This window comes from Cellvibrio sp. ATLC23, assembly GCF_057196725.1.
The window spans coordinates 573,254-588,156 of record NZ_JBXUOS010000002.1; the positions used below are offsets into that span (position 1 = coordinate 573,254).

Annotated in this window: 28 protein-coding genes; all 28 read right to left on the reverse strand. The window is 46.4% G+C overall.

Features of this window, described 5'->3' with window-relative positions:
* Nucleotides 1-100: 100 nt before the first annotated feature.
* The 28 genes from AC2CG4_RS05380 to tuf all read right to left on the reverse strand — a co-directional run bounded on the left by AC2CG4_RS05380 (nt 101) and on the right by tuf (nt 14,899).
* Complete coding sequence (locus AC2CG4_RS05380; protein WP_062059533.1) at nt 101-1,087, reverse strand: DNA-directed RNA polymerase subunit alpha; 987 nt, start codon at nt 1,085-1,087, stop codon at nt 101-103.
* Nucleotides 1,088-1,113: 26 nt separating this feature from the next.
* Nucleotides 1,114-1,734 (reverse strand): 30S ribosomal protein S4, encoded by a 621-nt coding sequence (rpsD, locus tag AC2CG4_RS05385; protein WP_062059531.1) that lies wholly within the window; start codon nt 1,732-1,734, stop codon nt 1,114-1,116.
* A gap of 13 nt (nt 1,735-1,747) precedes the next feature.
* Entirely contained in the window at nt 1,748-2,143 is a 396-nt protein-coding gene (gene rpsK, locus AC2CG4_RS05390; RefSeq protein WP_062059529.1) for a 30S ribosomal protein S11, read from the reverse strand.
* A 55-nt stretch (nt 2,144-2,198) separates the two neighbouring features.
* A complete protein-coding gene (gene rpsM / locus AC2CG4_RS05395; RefSeq protein WP_062059527.1) occupies nt 2,199-2,555 on the reverse strand; it encodes a 30S ribosomal protein S13 in 357 nt (118 codons plus the stop codon).
* Nucleotides 2,556-2,794: 239 nt separating this feature from the next.
* On the reverse strand, nt 2,795-2,911 hold the full coding sequence (gene rpmJ / locus AC2CG4_RS05400; protein ID WP_039912586.1) for a 50S ribosomal protein L36: 117 nt from the start codon (nt 2,909-2,911) through the stop codon (nt 2,795-2,797).
* Nucleotides 2,912-2,933: 22 nt separating this feature from the next.
* Nucleotides 2,934-4,271 (reverse strand): preprotein translocase subunit SecY, encoded by a 1,338-nt coding sequence (secY, locus tag AC2CG4_RS05405; RefSeq protein ID WP_484485293.1) that lies wholly within the window; start codon nt 4,269-4,271, stop codon nt 2,934-2,936.
* A 10-nt stretch (nt 4,272-4,281) separates the two neighbouring features.
* Entirely contained in the window at nt 4,282-4,716 is a 435-nt protein-coding gene (gene rplO / locus AC2CG4_RS05410) for a 50S ribosomal protein L15 (RefSeq protein WP_062059523.1), read from the reverse strand.
* 1 nt (nt 4,717) lies between these two features.
* Nucleotides 4,718-4,903 (reverse strand): 50S ribosomal protein L30, encoded by a 186-nt coding sequence (gene rpmD / locus AC2CG4_RS05415; protein ID WP_062059520.1) that lies wholly within the window; start codon nt 4,901-4,903, stop codon nt 4,718-4,720.
* A 35-nt stretch (nt 4,904-4,938) separates the two neighbouring features.
* Nucleotides 4,939-5,448, reverse strand: a complete 510-nt coding sequence (gene rpsE / locus AC2CG4_RS05420; protein WP_062059518.1) for a 30S ribosomal protein S5 — start codon at nt 5,446-5,448, stop codon at nt 4,939-4,941.
* Nucleotides 5,449-5,457: 9 nt separating this feature from the next.
* The gene (gene rplR, locus AC2CG4_RS05425) at nt 5,458-5,808 is read right to left on the reverse strand and encodes a 50S ribosomal protein L18 (protein WP_484485294.1); all 351 of its coding nucleotides are present in this window, start codon (nt 5,806-5,808) and stop codon (nt 5,458-5,460) included.
* Nucleotides 5,809-5,817: 9 nt separating this feature from the next.
* Nucleotides 5,818-6,351, reverse strand: a complete 534-nt coding sequence (rplF, locus tag AC2CG4_RS05430; RefSeq protein WP_062059506.1) for a 50S ribosomal protein L6 — start codon at nt 6,349-6,351, stop codon at nt 5,818-5,820.
* 13 nt (nt 6,352-6,364) lie between these two features.
* On the reverse strand, nt 6,365-6,757 hold the full coding sequence (gene rpsH, locus AC2CG4_RS05435; protein ID WP_062059504.1) for a 30S ribosomal protein S8: 393 nt from the start codon (nt 6,755-6,757) through the stop codon (nt 6,365-6,367).
* A gap of 30 nt (nt 6,758-6,787) precedes the next feature.
* A complete protein-coding gene (gene rpsN / locus AC2CG4_RS05440) occupies nt 6,788-7,093 on the reverse strand; it encodes a 30S ribosomal protein S14 (protein WP_062059503.1) in 306 nt (101 codons plus the stop codon).
* A gap of 9 nt (nt 7,094-7,102) precedes the next feature.
* The gene (rplE, locus tag AC2CG4_RS05445; RefSeq protein ID WP_062059501.1) at nt 7,103-7,642 is read right to left on the reverse strand and encodes a 50S ribosomal protein L5; all 540 of its coding nucleotides are present in this window, start codon (nt 7,640-7,642) and stop codon (nt 7,103-7,105) included.
* 6 nt (nt 7,643-7,648) lie between these two features.
* Nucleotides 7,649-7,966 (reverse strand): 50S ribosomal protein L24, encoded by a 318-nt coding sequence (gene rplX, locus AC2CG4_RS05450; protein WP_062059499.1) that lies wholly within the window; start codon nt 7,964-7,966, stop codon nt 7,649-7,651.
* A 32-nt stretch (nt 7,967-7,998) separates the two neighbouring features.
* Nucleotides 7,999-8,367 (reverse strand): 50S ribosomal protein L14, encoded by a 369-nt coding sequence (gene rplN, locus AC2CG4_RS05455; RefSeq protein WP_007644480.1) that lies wholly within the window; start codon nt 8,365-8,367, stop codon nt 7,999-8,001.
* A gap of 39 nt (nt 8,368-8,406) precedes the next feature.
* Nucleotides 8,407-8,673 (reverse strand): 30S ribosomal protein S17, encoded by a 267-nt coding sequence (rpsQ, locus tag AC2CG4_RS05460; RefSeq protein ID WP_039912573.1) that lies wholly within the window; start codon nt 8,671-8,673, stop codon nt 8,407-8,409.
* Between the two features lie 2 nt (nt 8,674-8,675).
* The gene (gene rpmC / locus AC2CG4_RS05465; protein WP_062059497.1) at nt 8,676-8,867 is read right to left on the reverse strand and encodes a 50S ribosomal protein L29; all 192 of its coding nucleotides are present in this window, start codon (nt 8,865-8,867) and stop codon (nt 8,676-8,678) included.
* Complete coding sequence (gene rplP / locus AC2CG4_RS05470; protein WP_062059495.1) at nt 8,867-9,280, reverse strand: 50S ribosomal protein L16; 414 nt, start codon at nt 9,278-9,280, stop codon at nt 8,867-8,869. Before rplP ends, rpmC begins: the two co-directional genes overlap by 1 nt.
* 12 nt (nt 9,281-9,292) lie before the next feature.
* On the reverse strand, nt 9,293-9,973 hold the full coding sequence (gene rpsC / locus AC2CG4_RS05475) for a 30S ribosomal protein S3 (RefSeq protein WP_062059493.1): 681 nt from the start codon (nt 9,971-9,973) through the stop codon (nt 9,293-9,295).
* Nucleotides 9,974-9,984: 11 nt separating this feature from the next.
* Nucleotides 9,985-10,317: a 50S ribosomal protein L22 gene (gene rplV, locus AC2CG4_RS05480; RefSeq protein WP_007644463.1), complete on the reverse strand. Its 333-nt coding sequence runs from the start codon at nt 10,315-10,317 to the stop codon at nt 9,985-9,987.
* A 12-nt stretch (nt 10,318-10,329) separates the two neighbouring features.
* Entirely contained in the window at nt 10,330-10,608 is a 279-nt protein-coding gene (rpsS, locus tag AC2CG4_RS05485; protein ID WP_039912567.1) for a 30S ribosomal protein S19, read from the reverse strand.
* Between the two features lie 34 nt (nt 10,609-10,642).
* Nucleotides 10,643-11,470, reverse strand: coding sequence for a 50S ribosomal protein L2 (rplB, locus tag AC2CG4_RS05490; RefSeq protein ID WP_062059491.1), 828 nt, complete (start codon nt 11,468-11,470; stop codon nt 10,643-10,645).
* Nucleotides 11,471-11,483: 13 nt separating this feature from the next.
* On the reverse strand, nt 11,484-11,780 hold the full coding sequence (gene rplW / locus AC2CG4_RS05495) for a 50S ribosomal protein L23 (protein ID WP_484485295.1): 297 nt from the start codon (nt 11,778-11,780) through the stop codon (nt 11,484-11,486).
* The gene (gene rplD / locus AC2CG4_RS05500) at nt 11,777-12,391 is read right to left on the reverse strand and encodes a 50S ribosomal protein L4 (RefSeq protein ID WP_062059487.1); all 615 of its coding nucleotides are present in this window, start codon (nt 12,389-12,391) and stop codon (nt 11,777-11,779) included. The genes rplW and rplD overlap by 4 nt, the downstream gene beginning before the upstream one ends.
* A gap of 20 nt (nt 12,392-12,411) precedes the next feature.
* Complete coding sequence (gene rplC, locus AC2CG4_RS05505; RefSeq protein WP_062059485.1) at nt 12,412-13,056, reverse strand: 50S ribosomal protein L3; 645 nt, start codon at nt 13,054-13,056, stop codon at nt 12,412-12,414.
* Between the two features lie 104 nt (nt 13,057-13,160).
* On the reverse strand, nt 13,161-13,472 hold the full coding sequence (gene rpsJ, locus AC2CG4_RS05510; protein WP_007644456.1) for a 30S ribosomal protein S10: 312 nt from the start codon (nt 13,470-13,472) through the stop codon (nt 13,161-13,163).
* Nucleotides 13,473-13,675: 203 nt separating this feature from the next.
* Entirely contained in the window at nt 13,676-14,899 is a 1,224-nt protein-coding gene (gene tuf, locus AC2CG4_RS05515) for an elongation factor Tu (RefSeq protein WP_484485296.1), read from the reverse strand.
* Between the last annotated feature and the right edge of the window lie 4 nt (nt 14,900-14,903).

The following is a 14,903-nucleotide window of genomic DNA, read 5'->3' on the forward strand; positions in this document are numbered from 1 at the left end:
TCGTTAATCACCCGCACCGAAGTGAGTTAACGGGCAAACTAATAATAAAAACCACATACAAATATCAATTCAATGATATCTGTATGTGGTTTTAGGTTTTTTAGTCGTTTCTCAAACTGGCTGGAGGCCAGTTTTCCAAACGCATACCAAGAGAAAGGCCGCGTGATGCAAGCACATCTTTAATCTCGGTAAGAGATTTTTTACCCAAGTTTGGCGTCTTCAACAGCTCAACTTCAGTGCGCTGAATCAAATCACCAATGTAGTAAATGTTTTCTGCTTTCAAGCAGTTTGCTGAACGAACAGTAAGCTCAAGATCATCAACAGGACGTAAAAGAATCGGATCAATAGCCTCTTCTTTTTGCTCTGGAGCTGATTGTTTTTCGCCTTCAAGATCAACAAATACTGCAAGTTGTTGCTGCAGAATGGTAGCCGCACGACGAATAGCTTCTTCAGGATCTATAGTACCATTAGTCTCTAAATCCAAAATCAACTTATCCAAGTCAGTACGCTGCTCAACACGAGCACTCTCAACACTATAAGCCAAACGCTTAACCGGGCTGAATGATGCATCCAACTGCAAACGACCAATAGCGCGACTCTCATCATCATCGCGACGACGACTGTCAGCTGGTTGATACCCGCGACCACGAGCAATGGTCAAGCGCATTTTCAATTCAGTATTGCCAGTGATGTTCGCAATTACATGATCGGGATTTTTAATTTCCACATCATGATCAACTTGAATATCAGCAGCAGTAACAACGCCAGGGCCTTTTTTAGTCAAAGTAAGAACCGCATGATCCTTACCGTGCATAATTACTGCAACACCCTTGAGGTTCAAAAGGATTTCAATAACATCCTCACGAACACCCTCAATTGCGCTGTACTCATGCAACACGCCATCTATTTCGACTTCTGTAATAGCGCAACCCGCCATTGATGAAAGCAAAATACGACGCAACGCATTGCCTAAAGTATGTCCAAAGCCACGTTCCAGGGGTTCCAACACCACGCGTGCGCGTGTTGGGCCACTTTCTGAAACATCGATATGACGCGGAGTTAAAAATTCGTTTACTGCAGTCTGCATAGCCACACCTGTTAGCGGTTCGTCCCTTACTTGGAGTAAAGCTCGACGATGAGGTTCTCGTTGATGTCAGCAGGTAAATCAATGCGATCAGGAACGCGCTTGAATACGCCTTCTTTTTTCTCGCCATTCACATCTACCCACTCAACATTGCTGCGTTGACCAGCCAAATTCAACGCGTTTTGTACGCGCAGTTGTTTTTTAGCTTTTTCACGCACAGCAACTACATCACCAGCACCTACTTGGAAAGAAGCAACATTAACAGTCTTGCCGTTAACGCTAATTGCCTTGTGAGATACCAATTGACGTGATTCAGCACGAGTTGAACCGAAGCCCATACGATATACAACATTATCTAAACGGCATTCCAACAGTTTCAACAAGTTTTCACCGCTTGCGCCTTTACGACGAGCCGCTTCTTTGTAGTAACCGCGGAATTGCTTTTCCAGAATGCCGTAAATACGACGAACTTTTTGCTTTTCACGCAACTGCACACCATAGTCAGACAAACGACCACGACGTTGGCCATGTTGGCCAGGTGCAGTTTCAATTTTACATTTTGAGTCTAACGCACGCGCACCACTCTTTAAAAAAAGATCAGTGCCTTCACGGCGAGACAATTTACAGGTAGGTCCAATATAACGAGCCATTTTCTAATCCCCCTTATACGCGACGTTTCTTCGGCGGACGACAGCCGTTGTGAGGAATCGGCGTAACGTCAGTAATGTTAGTGATTTTATAACCAACATTGTTAAGTGCACGAACAGCAGATTCGCGACCTGGGCCTGGCCCCTTAACTTCGACGTCGAGGTTTTTTAAACCATATTCTTTTGCCGCTTCACCAGCGCGCTCAGCAGCAACCTGAGCAGCAAAAGGAGTACTTTTACGTGAACCACGGAAACCAGAACCACCGGAGGTCGCCCAAGCAAGTGCATTGCCTTGACGATCAGTGATAGTCACGATGGTATTGTTAAAAGAAGCATGGATGTGAGCAACACCATCGATTACTGTCTTTTTAACTTTTTTCTTGGCTGTGGTTTTATTACTTGGCTTCGCCATAGCAATTTCTTCCTACTAATTTGTTACCGTAAGTGAATGAAAGCGTAAGCAAGAATTACTTCTTAATAGGCTTACGTGGGCCTTTACGGGTACGAGCGTTCGTTTTAGTACGCTGACCACGAAGCGGTAAACCACGACGATGGCGTAAGCCACGGTAGCATCCCAAATCCATCAAACGCTTAATATTCATAGATATTACACGACGCAAGTCACCTTCTACGGTGCGCTTAGCAACCTCAGCACGGATAGCATCCATCTGCTCTTCAGACAAAGTGCCGATTTTTACATCTTCGGCAATGCCAGTAGCAGCACAGATTTGCTTGGCTGTGGTACGACCAATCCCATATACATAAGTCAATGAGATAACGGCGTGTTTGTTATCTGGTATGTTTACACCAGCAATACGAGCCATTCAAATTACTCCAGTAACACATAAATTGCAGCGTTGACAGCGTAAGCGCCACCCTCGCCCCTGAACAAAAGGCGCGCAGGATAGCCGCAAATACACCATAAAGCAATAGCCGAGCAATTTCTTACTCGACGACAGTCAACGCCCCCAGTTGGTAATACTTAGTACAAACCACACAGAAAAGAACAGGCAGGAAGTCTAAGACAGCCTGCCTGAACTTTTTACCGCTGAAGCGCTAAATATTAGCCTTGACGCTGCTTATGGCGCGGCTCAACGTTGCAAATTACACGCAGAACACCGTTACGACGCACCATCTTGCAGTTACGACAAATCTTTTTAACAGAAGCACGAACTTTCATGATTCAACCTCAATATCGCGGATTAGCGTGCGTTGCCGCTGCCATATCCTTTCAAATTTGACTTCTTCATCAATGATTCGTATTGATGAGACATCAAGTGAGCTTGGACCTGAGACATAAAGTCCATCACAACAACTACCACAATAAGTAGTGATGTTCCGCCCAAGTAGAATGGCACACCAGTGGCAACTACAAGGAACTCAGGCAACAAGCAAACTGCCGACATATAGATAGCCCCAACCACTGTTAAGCGAGTAAGAACACTATCAATATATTTAGCGGAATGCTCACCCGGACGAATGCCCGGAATATAAGCACCCGATTTTTTTAAGTTATCTGCCACTTCTTTAGGATTAAACATTAATGCCGTATAGAAGAAACAGAAAAACGTAATCAGTCCAGCAAAAAACAAAATATATAATGGTTGACCAGGACCTATTGCAAGAGCCATTTCCTGCAGTATTTCATTTACAACTCCCTCACCACCTTGACCAAACCACTGGGCAATAGATGCTGGGAACAACAAAATACTACTGGCGAAAATTGCCGGAATTACGCCTGCCATATTAATCTTTAATGGCAAGTGACTGCTTTGTGCAGCGTAACCCTGACGCCCCTGTTGGCGCTTAGCATAATTGATTGTGATGCGACGTTGCCCACGCTCAATACGAACCACAAACCAAATGACTGCAACAGCAAGAATAGTGACGACCAACAAAGCAATAATATGTAGATCGCCTTGTCTTGCACTTTCAAATGCCTGACCTATAGCACTGGGCATACCCGCAACAATACCGGCAAAAATCAACATCGATATTCCGTTGCCAATACCACGCTCAGTAACTTGCTCACCCAACCACATCATAAATACAGCACCGGTTACCAATGAAACCACTGCTATAAAATAGTAAGAGAAGCTAGGTTCGCCGCCAAATGCATAGGAAGAAAAACTTACTGCCATTGCCAGAGCTTGAACACTTGCTAAAACCACTGTGAAGTAACGTGTGTACTGATTAATCTTACGACGACCAGCATCACCCTCTTTCTTCAACTGCTCCAAAGAAGGAGTAACTGCCGTGAGCAACTGCATAATAATCGATGCAGAAATGTAAGGCATGATACCCAATGCAAGAATACTCATCCGCTCCAATGCACCACCAGAGAACATGTTAAACATGCCTAAAATAGTGCCTTGATTTTGATTGAACAGATTTGCAATTCGCTCAGGATCTAAGCCCGGCACTGGTATGTGAGTACCAATACGATAAATCACTATTGCCAGAAACAAAAAGCGTAGGCGAGCCCATAGCTCGCCCAAGCCTCTTTGATTTGCTAATGGCAGATTACCTGGAGTTGCCATTCGCGCCTCGTTACTCTTCTACTGTTCCGCCAGCGGCTTCAATCGCTGCTTTAGCACCTTTAGATACTGACAGGCCCTTAACAGTGACAGCTTTTTTGACTTCGCCCGAAGCGAAAATCTTGGCACGCTTGATTACAGAGCTAATCAAACCTGCTTGTTTCAGAGTCTCGATATCAACAACTGAACCTTCAACAGCATTCAATTCTGACAAGCGAATTTCTGCAGTAACCAAACCAATACGTGAGGTAAAACCGTATTTAGGCAAACGAATTTGCAAAGGCATTTGACCGCCTTCGAAACCGGGTCTTACAGAGCCGCCTGAGCGAGATTTCAAACCTTTGTGACCACGACCGGCAGTCTTACCTAAACCACTACCGATACCGCGACCAACACGTTTTTTTGCATGAGTACTGCCCGGTGCCGGGCTAAGGGTATTCAGACGCATCTTATTCTCCCTCTACCTTTACCAGATAGTGAACTACGTTAATCATGCCACGAACTGATGGAGTATCTTCTACTTCAACAGTGTGACGGATGCGACGCAAGCCAAGACCTCTTACGCAGGCCTTATGACTCTCCAGACGATGAGCAGTGCTCTTAATCTGGGTCACTTTAATCATTTTTTTAGACATGGTGAATTCCGCCTTCTAGTAATCGATTGAATCGATTAGTTCAGAATATCTTCAACACTTTTACCACGTTTGGCAGCAACAGCTTCCGGAGAAGTCATTTCTTTCAACGCATTAAAAGTGGCACGAACTACGTTAACCGGATTGGTAGAACCGTAGCACTTGGACAGAACGTTCTGAATACCTGCGATTTCCAGTACGGCACGCATAGCGCCGCCAGCGATAACGCCAGTACCTTGCGAAGCTGGTTGCATGTAAACCTTGGACGCACCATGAGCACCTTTAGTTGGGTATTGAATGGTATCACCATTCAACTCAACACTGATCATGTTACGACGTGCAGCTTCCATCGCTTTTTGAATTGCGATAGGTACTTCACGCGCTTTACCACGGCCAAAGCCAACTTTGCCATTACCATCACCAACTACAGTCAGTGCGGTAAATTGAAAGATACGACCACCCTTAACAGTTTTAGCAACACGATTAACTTGAACTAATTTTTCTTGCAAGCCTTCGTTGTTGTCTTCTTCTTTCTTAGCGTATGCCATATCTCACCTTTAGAATTCCAGTCCGCCTTCACGAGCAGCATCAGCAAGTGCTTTAACGCGACCGTGATATTTGAAACCACTGCGGTCAAATGCGACTTGAGTAACACCAGCTGTTTTAGCGCGCTCTGCAATCAGAGCACCGACAGCTTTAGCTGCATCAGCATTGCCAGTTTTGCCACTGCGTAAATCTTTATCCAGAGTAGAAGCGCTTGCCAATACTTTTGCACCATCACCAGAAATCAACTGTGCATAAATATGACGTGGAGTACGATGGATAGATAAACGCGTAACACCTAATTCACGGATCTTGGCGCGAGCACGACGTGCACGGCGAAGACGAGTTTGCTTCTTATCGCTCATATCCTAGGCCTACTTCTTCTTAGCTTCTTTACGCAGTACTACTTCGTCCGAATAACGAATGCCTTTACCTTTATAAGGTTCTGGCTCACGGTATGCGCGGATTTCAGCGGCAACCTGGCCAAGCAATTGCTTGTCAGTGCCCTTCAGTACTATTTCGGTCTGACTTGGGGTCTCTACGGTAACACCTTCTGGAAGAACGTAATTAACCGGATGAGAAAGACCCACAGACAGGTTTACAGTATTGCCTTCTGCTTTAACACGATAACCAACGCCAACCAGAATTAACTTCTTTTCGAAGCCCTGGGTAACACCGCGAACCATGTTATTAACTAGCGCACGGGTAGTGCCTGCTAGCGCATCTGACTGCTTGGCACCATCGCGCGGAGCAAAAGTAAGCACGTTGTTATCGTGCTTAACTTCTACGCTCGCGTGAACTTGCAGCGCCAATGTACCTTTGCTGCCTTTAACGGACAGAGACTGTCCGTTAAGAGTGACAGTCACTGCAGCAGGTACTTCAACCGGACTTTTTGCAACTCGTGACATGACGATTTCCCAATTAGAATACTGTGCAGAGGACTTCGCCACCCACGCCAGCGGCGCGTGCAGCACGATCAGTCATTACACCTTTACTGGTAGAAACAATTGCGATACCCAAACCACCGCGAACGGTAGGCAGCGCTGTTTTACCAGCATAATTACGCAAGCCAGGACGGCTTACACGGTCAAGCTCAACAATAACTGGCTTGCCTTCAAAGTATTTCAGGTCAACAGTCAGTTCTTGCTTAGCACCTTCACTGATTGAAAAACCATTAATGTAACCCTCATCAGAGAGTACTTTCGCCACGCTTACTTTCAATTTTGAAGAAGGCATGGTTACAGCTGCTTTACCCACGTTTTGCGCATTGCGAATACGTGTCAGCATATCTGCCATTGGATCTTGCATGCTCATCAGATTCTGCTCCTAAAATTAAGCCGAGGCTTACCAGCTGGCCTTAACCAAGCCGGGGACATCACCACGCATGGCTGCTTCGCGCAACTTGTGACGGCACAGGCCGAATTTGCGGTAAACACCATGAGGACGACCGGTTACGCGGCAACGGTTACGTTGACGAGATGCACTGGCATCGCGAGGCATTTTTTGCAGTTTGATTTGCGCTTCCCACACTTGCTCTTCAGTAGATGAAGGGCTGACGATTAACGCTTTCAATTCTGCACGCTTGGCAGCAAATTTCTTAACGGTTTCTGCACGTTTAACTTCGCGTGCAATCATAGATTTTTTAGCCATGACGTCACCTTAACCTTTGAAAGGGAAGTTAAATGCTTTCAATAGTGCGCGACCTTCTTCATCGGTACGTGCAGTAGTGGTGATACAAATATCCAAACCACGCAAACGATCTACTTTGTCGTAATCGATTTCCGGGAAAATAATTTGCTCAGTCACACCCATTGAAAAGTTACCGCGCCCATCAAATTGCTTTGGACTAATACCGCGGAAGTCGCGAATACGTGGAATCGCGATAGTAATCAGACGATCCAAAAATTCGTACATACGATCTGAACGCAGAGTTACTTTGCAACCAATTGGCCAATCTTCACGGATTTTAAAACCCGCAATAGATTTGCGCGCATTGGTCACAACCACTTTCTGACCAGCAATTTTCACCAGATCGTTAACGGCGTTATCAAGAATTTTCTTGTCGCCAGTTGCTTCGCCAACACCCATATTCAGGGTGATTTTGGTAATGCGTGGAACTTCCATCACATTTGCCAAGCCCAACTCAGCTTTGAGTTTAGGGGCGAGTTCTTTAACGTAAAGCTCTTTTAACCTAGCCATGTTTCATTACGCCCCTAGGGTTTCGCCATTGGATTTGAAAACACGAACTTTGTCGCCATTCTCAAGCACTTTGAAACCTACGCGGTCAGCTTTCTTTGTTGCCGGATTGTAAATGGCAACATTTGAAGCATGAATCGCAGCTTCTTTTTCAACGATTCCACCAGCAACACCCAATTGTGGGTTAGGTTTTTGGTGCTTCTTGATCATGTTGATGCCGCTTACGATCAAACGATCTTCAGCCAATACGCGAACAACTTTACCGCGCTTGCCCTTATCACGTCCGGCGACAACAATCACTTCGTCATCACGTTTAATTTTACGCATTTATCTGCCCTCGACTCTTTAGCGTAAAGTGCTTACAGCACTTCAGGCGCCAAAGAAATGATTTTCATAAATTTCTCGCCACGTAACTCACGAGTTACAGGTCCGAAAATACGGGTACCAATCGGAGCATCTTGGTTATTCAGCAGTACGGCAGCATTATCGTCAAACTTGATTAATGAACCGTCTTGACGACGCACGCCTTTTTTGGTGCGTACAACAACTGCCTTCATTACTTGGCCTTTCTTCACCTTGCCGCGAGGAATTGCTTCCTTAACGGTCACTTTGATGATGTCACCCACTGCCGCATAGCGACGGTGAGAGCCGCCAAGAACCTTGATGCACATGACACGGCGAGCACCGCTGTTGTCAGCAACATCTAAGTAGCTTTCTGTTTGAATCATCGTCCGTCTCCGAAACTGACTTACAAAAGCGCGGAAGTCTTAGACTTCTGAAGCGCGCTCTTCAATTTTCACTAAAGACCAGGTCTTGGTTTTCGACAGGGGGCGCGACTCAGATACAGTCACGAGATCACCTATCTTGCACTCATTATTTTCATCATGAGCGTGAAGCTTGGATGATTTAGTGGTGTATTTGCCATAAAGCTCGTGCTTTACACGACGCTCAATCAACACGGTGATGGTTTTATCCATCTTGTCGCTGACAACTTTGCCAGTCAGTGTACGAGCCACTTTAGTTTCTTGAGTCATCGTTACTTACCTGCCTTTTGACTAAGCGCCGTCTTGATGCGAGCGATGTCTTTGCGAGCCTGCGTAAGCAAGTGCGATTGGGTCAATTGACCAGTTGAAGCTTGCAAACGCAACTTAAACTGCTCTTTCAACTGCTCCAACAAGACGCCATTCAGCTCTTCGACGGATTTTTCGCGGAGTTCTGAAGCTTTCATCACATCACCGAACGTTTAACAAATGTTGTTGTAATTGGCAATTTAGCCGCAGCAAGAGCGAAGGCTTGACGAGCTAATTCCTCGCTTACACCATCCATCTCATAGAGAACCTTGCCAGGACGAATTTGCGCTACCCAGTATTCCACACCACCTTTACCGCTACCCATACGAACTTCGAGTGGTTTAGCTGTAATCGGCTTATCAGGGAACACACGGATCCAGATTTTACCGCCACGCTTAACGTGACGAGTCATCGCACGACGTGCTGCCTCAATTTGACGCGCTGTAATGCGACCGCGACCAGTTGCTTTCAAGCCAAAATCACCAAAGCTAACTTTGGAGCCACGCTGGGCCAAGCCGCGGTTGCGGCCTTTCATCTGCTTGCGAAACTTTGTACGCTTAGGTTGTAACATGATGCGTACCCCTTACTTGGATTTAGCGGCTTTTTTCTTAGACGCTGCTTCGGTTTCAGTAACGTCACCGATAACTTCGCCTTTGAAAATCCACACTTTTACACCAATGATACCGTAGGTGGTGCTCGCTTCTGCTGTTGCATAATCGATATCTGCACGCAAAGTATGCAGAGGTACACGACCTTCGCGATACCACTCAGTACGAGCGATTTCGGCACCACCCAAGCGGCCACCCACTTGGATCTTGATACCTTCAGCACCTTGACGCATTGCATTTTGTACCGCGCGCTTCATCGCACGACGGAACATAACACGACGCTCTAATTGCTGAGCCACGCCTTGCGCCACTAAAGCTGCATCCAAATCAGGCTTGCGAATCTCTTCAATATTAATATGAACAGGCACGCCCATTTGTTTGCTGACTTCAGCGCGCAACTTATCAACATCTTCGCCTTTTTTACCAATCACAATGCCTGGACGAGCAGTGTGAATAGTAATGCGCGCAGTATTAGCGGGGCGTTCAATATCAACGCGGCTAACTGACGCACTAGCAAGCTTGTCCTGAATGTACGCACGTACCTTCAAGTCGATGTTAAGTTTGTCTGCGTAATCGGTGCCATCGGCATACCAAATTGAAGTATGCTTTTTGATGATTCCCAGACGAATACCGTTTGGATGTACTTTCTGACCCATAACGCGCTCTCTTACTTATCGGCTACTTTAACGGTGATATGACAAGTACGTTTTGTAATACGATCAGCACGGCCTTTTGCACGCGGTTTAATGCGCTTAAGACTTACGCCTTCATCTACAAAAATCGTTTTCACTTTCAACTCATCAACATCAGCGCCTTCGTTGTGCTCCGCATTTGCAATTGCAGATTCGAGCACTTTCTTGATGATCTCTGCGCCTTTCTTAGTGCTAAAAGCGAGAATATCAAGCGCGTCTTCAACGCCTTTACCGCGAATTTGATCAGCAACCAAACGCGCTTTTTGCGCCGACAGACGAGCACCGCTTAATTTTGCTGCTACTTCCATCGTATACCTCGATTAGCGTTTTTTCGCTTTCTTATCAGCGGCATGGCCACGATAAGTGCGAGTTGCTGCAAATTCGCCAAGCTTATGGCCAACCATTTCTTCGTTAACCAGGACCGGAACATGCTGACGCCCATTGTGCACAGCCAAAGTCAAACCCACCATTTCCGGCATAATCATGGAACGGCGCGACCAAGTCTTAATTGGACGACGATCATTACTCGCGATCGCAGCTTCGACCTTCTTAATCAGGTGAAGATCGATAAAAGGACCTTTTTTCAGTGAACGTGGCACTGTCTCTTCCTCTATTCAGCTGTTAAGTCGGCGCTTATTTCTTATCGCGACGACGAACAATCATGTTATCGGTGCGCTTGTTTTTGCGCGTTTTGTAACCCTTGGTTGGAGTACCCCATGGTGAAACTGGGTGACGTCCGCCAGAAGTACGGCCTTCACCACCACCCATTGGGTGATCTACCGGGTTCATCGCAACACCGCGAACAGTAGGACGAATGCCAAGCCAACGTTTAGCGCCTGCCTTGCCCAATGAACGCAAATTGTGCTCACTGTTAGAGACTTCGCCCAGAGTTGCGCGACAATCACTCAACACTTTACGCATTTCACCGCTGCGCAAACGCAAAGTTGCGTAAGCACCATCGCGCGCCACTAACTGAGCCGAAGCACCAGCAGAACGAGCAATTTGAGCACCTTTACCAGGCTTAAGCTCAACACAGTGAATCACACTACCCAACGGGATGTTACGGATTGGCAGAGTATTGCCTGGCTTAATAGCTGCAGCGTTACCCGACTCAATTTTGTCACCAGCGCTCAAACCTTTGGGCGCAATGATGTAGCGACGCTCACCATCTGCATAACATACGAGAGCAATATAAGCAGTACGATTGGGATCGTACTCAATGCGCTCAACAGTTGCAGGGATGCCGTCTTTATTGCGACGGAAATCAACTACACGGTAATGTTGTTTATGGCCGCCACCAACATGGCGAGTAGTAATGCGACCGGTATTGTTACGACCACCTGACTTGGACTTTTTGTCCAACAGAGGGGCGTAAGGATCACCTTTGTACAAATCCGGATTGACAACTTTTACTACAAAGCGGCGACCTGGAGAGGTTGGTTTACATTTTACAATTGGCATTGCAACAATCCCCTTACTCAGCTACCGCAAAGTCGATTTCTTGACCTTGCTCAAGACATACATACGCTTTTTTCCAATCGCTTCTCTTGCCGATTCCGTAGCGTGTACGCTTGGTTTTGCCCTTAACGTTCAATGTACGCACTGACTCAACTTTAGTGCTGAACAATGCTTGAACTGCGGCTTTAATTTCCAATTTGGTGGCATCGGCCAACACTTTGAAAACCACTTGATTACTAGTCTCACCGGCTGCAGCTGACTTTTCAGAAACCACAGGACCTAGCAACACTTTATAAATGCGTTCTTGGTTCATCCCAGGATCTCCTCGAATTTTTTCAGAGCAGGAACAGTAACAATTACTTTGTCAAAACCGATCAGACTTACAGGATCAACACCCTGCACATCAATCACACCAACCTTGTACAGGTTGCGCGATGCAAGAAATAAGTTTTCACTCATCTCTTCGGTGATAATCAAAGCATCTGTCAAATTAAATTGAGCCAGCTTTTGAACTAATGATTTGGTTTTTGGTGCATCCACATCAAAGCTTTCAACAACAATCAAACGATCCTGACGATTCAACTCAGACAGGATGCACTGCAGTGCAGCACGGTACATTTTCTTGTTAAGTTTTTGCTCGAAATTACGTGGCTTAGCAGCAAAAGTAGCACCACCGCCACGCCAAATTGGGCTGCGAATAGTACCAGCACGAGCACGACCAGTTCCCTTTTGACGCCAAGGCTTTTTGCCACCGCCAGACACTTCAGCGCGAGTCTTTTGCGCTTTAGTACCTTGACGAGCACCAGCCATATAGGCAACAACAGTTTGATGAACCAAGTCTTGATTAAACTCTCTACCGAAGGCAACTTCAGATACAGAAACTGTACCCTGGGCACCACCGGGACTAACAATTTTTAATTCCATGGTCGATTCCCCTCGGATACTTAACCGTTAGTGCGCGCTTTAACAGCAGGACGCACAATAACGTCGCCACCTGGAGCACCAGGAATAGCACCCTTAACAAGAAGCAGATTGCGCTCAACATCGACACGGACAATCTCAAGGTTTTGAACGGTTACACGCTCAGCCCCCATATGACCAGCCATTTTCTTGCCTTTGAATACGCGACCTGGAGATTGACACTGGCCGATAGAACCCAGTACACGGTGCGAACGGGAGTTACCGTGAGTCGCATCTTGCATACCGAAATTCCAGCGCTTAATACCGCCAGCAAAACCTTTACCTTTAGATGTGCCGGTTACATCAATTATTTGACCTGCAGAGAAAGACTCGACAGTAATTGTTGCACCAACTTCGAAAGCTTCTTGAGCTTCGTTACGCAACTCCCAAACACCACGACCTGCTTCAACATTAGCTTTAGCAAAGTGGCCAGCTTCGGATTTGGTAACACGGGAGGCACGACGAGCACCAATAGTCACCTGCACAGCAGAGTAACCATCAGTGTCCACGCTTTTAACCTGAGTAATGCGATTAGGCTCAACCTCAATCACAGAAACAGGAATGGAAACACCATTATCGGTAAATACACGAGTCATACCGCTTTTGCGGCCGACAATACCAATCGTCATTTTACTAACCTCTATAGTGTACGGGGCTTTTACCCGCTATGGCCGCCCATTTCAGAGCGTTACACAGTTCGAGCACCCAGTGCGCCCGAACCTTAAACATTTACTTAGCCGAGACTAATTTGAACTTCAACACCAGCAGCTAAATCTAGCTTCATAAGTGCATCAACAGTTTTTTCAGTAGGCTCAACAATATCCAGCAAACGCTTATGTGTACGGATCTCGTATTGATCACGCGCGTCTTTATTAACGTGCGGGGAAATCAATACAGTGAAGCGCTCTTTACGAGTCGGCAGCGGAATCGGACCGCGCACTTGAGCACCTGTACGCTTTGCTGTCTCAACGATCTCTTGAGTAGAGGCGTCAATAAGCTTGTGATCAAAAGCCTTCAGGCGAATTCTAATGCGTTGATTCTGCATGTGAACCAAACTCCAATTGTTTGTTTTAAAGAACTTCCAATGCGCTAGGAAAAAGTACCCCGGCAAAAGGAGGCGCAATTCTAAGGGCGACTTGGTGACCTGTCAACAAATAAACAGCACATTTGCGATTATTTGATCAAACACACCAAATCAGACTGAAAATAAAAAGCGGGCCACAAGGGCCCGCCTCTTAACAAGCAAAATTACTGAATGATTTTGGCAACAACACCAGCACCAACAGTACGACCACCTTCACGGATAGCAAAACGCAAACCGTCTTCCATCGCGATTGGGTGAATCAAAGTAACAACCATCTTAATGTTGTCACCTGGCATTACCATCTCTACGCCTTCTGGCAATTCAACAGCACCAGTTACGTCAGTAGTGCGGAAGTAGAACTGTGGACGATAACCTTTGAAGAATGGAGTATGACGACCACCTTCTTCTTTAGACAGTACGTACACTTCAGATTCAAACTTAGTGTGCGGAGTAACTGAGTTTGGCTTACACAATACTTGACCACGCTCAACGTCATCACGCTTGGTACCACGAAGCAGAACACCTACGTTCTCACCAGCACGACCTTCGTCGAGCAACTTGCGGAACATTTCAACACCAGTACAGGTAGTTTTAACGGTGTCTTTCAGACCAACGATCGCAATCTCTTCGCCAACTTTAACGATACCACGCTCTACACGGCCAGTTACTACAGTACCGCGACCAGAAATAGAGAACACGTCTTCTACCGGCATCAAGAATGGCTGATCGATAGCACGTACAGGCTCTGGAATGTAACTATCCAGAGATTCAACCAACTTACGTACAGCGGTAGTGCCCAATTCGTTATCGTCTTGACCGTTAAGCGCCATCAACGCAGAACCAGCGATAATCGGAGTGTCATCACCTGGGAAGTCATAGGTAGACAGCAGCTCACGCAGCTCCATTTCTACCAATTCCAACATTTCGTTGTATTCTTCGGTACCCACACCACCACAGTCTTCTGCCAACAAGTCAGCCTTGTTCAGGAATACTACGATGAAAGGAACACCTACTTGACGAGACAACAGGATGTGTTCACGAGTTTGCGGCATTGGACCATCGGTCGCGCCACACACCAGAATTGCGCCGTCCATTTGCGCAGCACCGGTGATCATGTTTTTCACATAGTCGGCGTGGCCTGGGCAGTCAACGTGCGCATAGTGACGCACAGGTGAATCATATTCTACGTGTGAGGTATTAATGGTAATACCACGCGCCTTCTCTTCTGGTGCCTTATCGATACCATCAAATGCTACCGCTTCACCACCCCAAGTCTCCGAGCACACGCGAGTCAAGGCTGCAGTCAATGTGGTTTTACCATGGTCAACGTGACCAATGGTGCCCACGTTAACGTGGGGCTTGTTACGTTCAAACTTCTCTTTAGCCACTTTT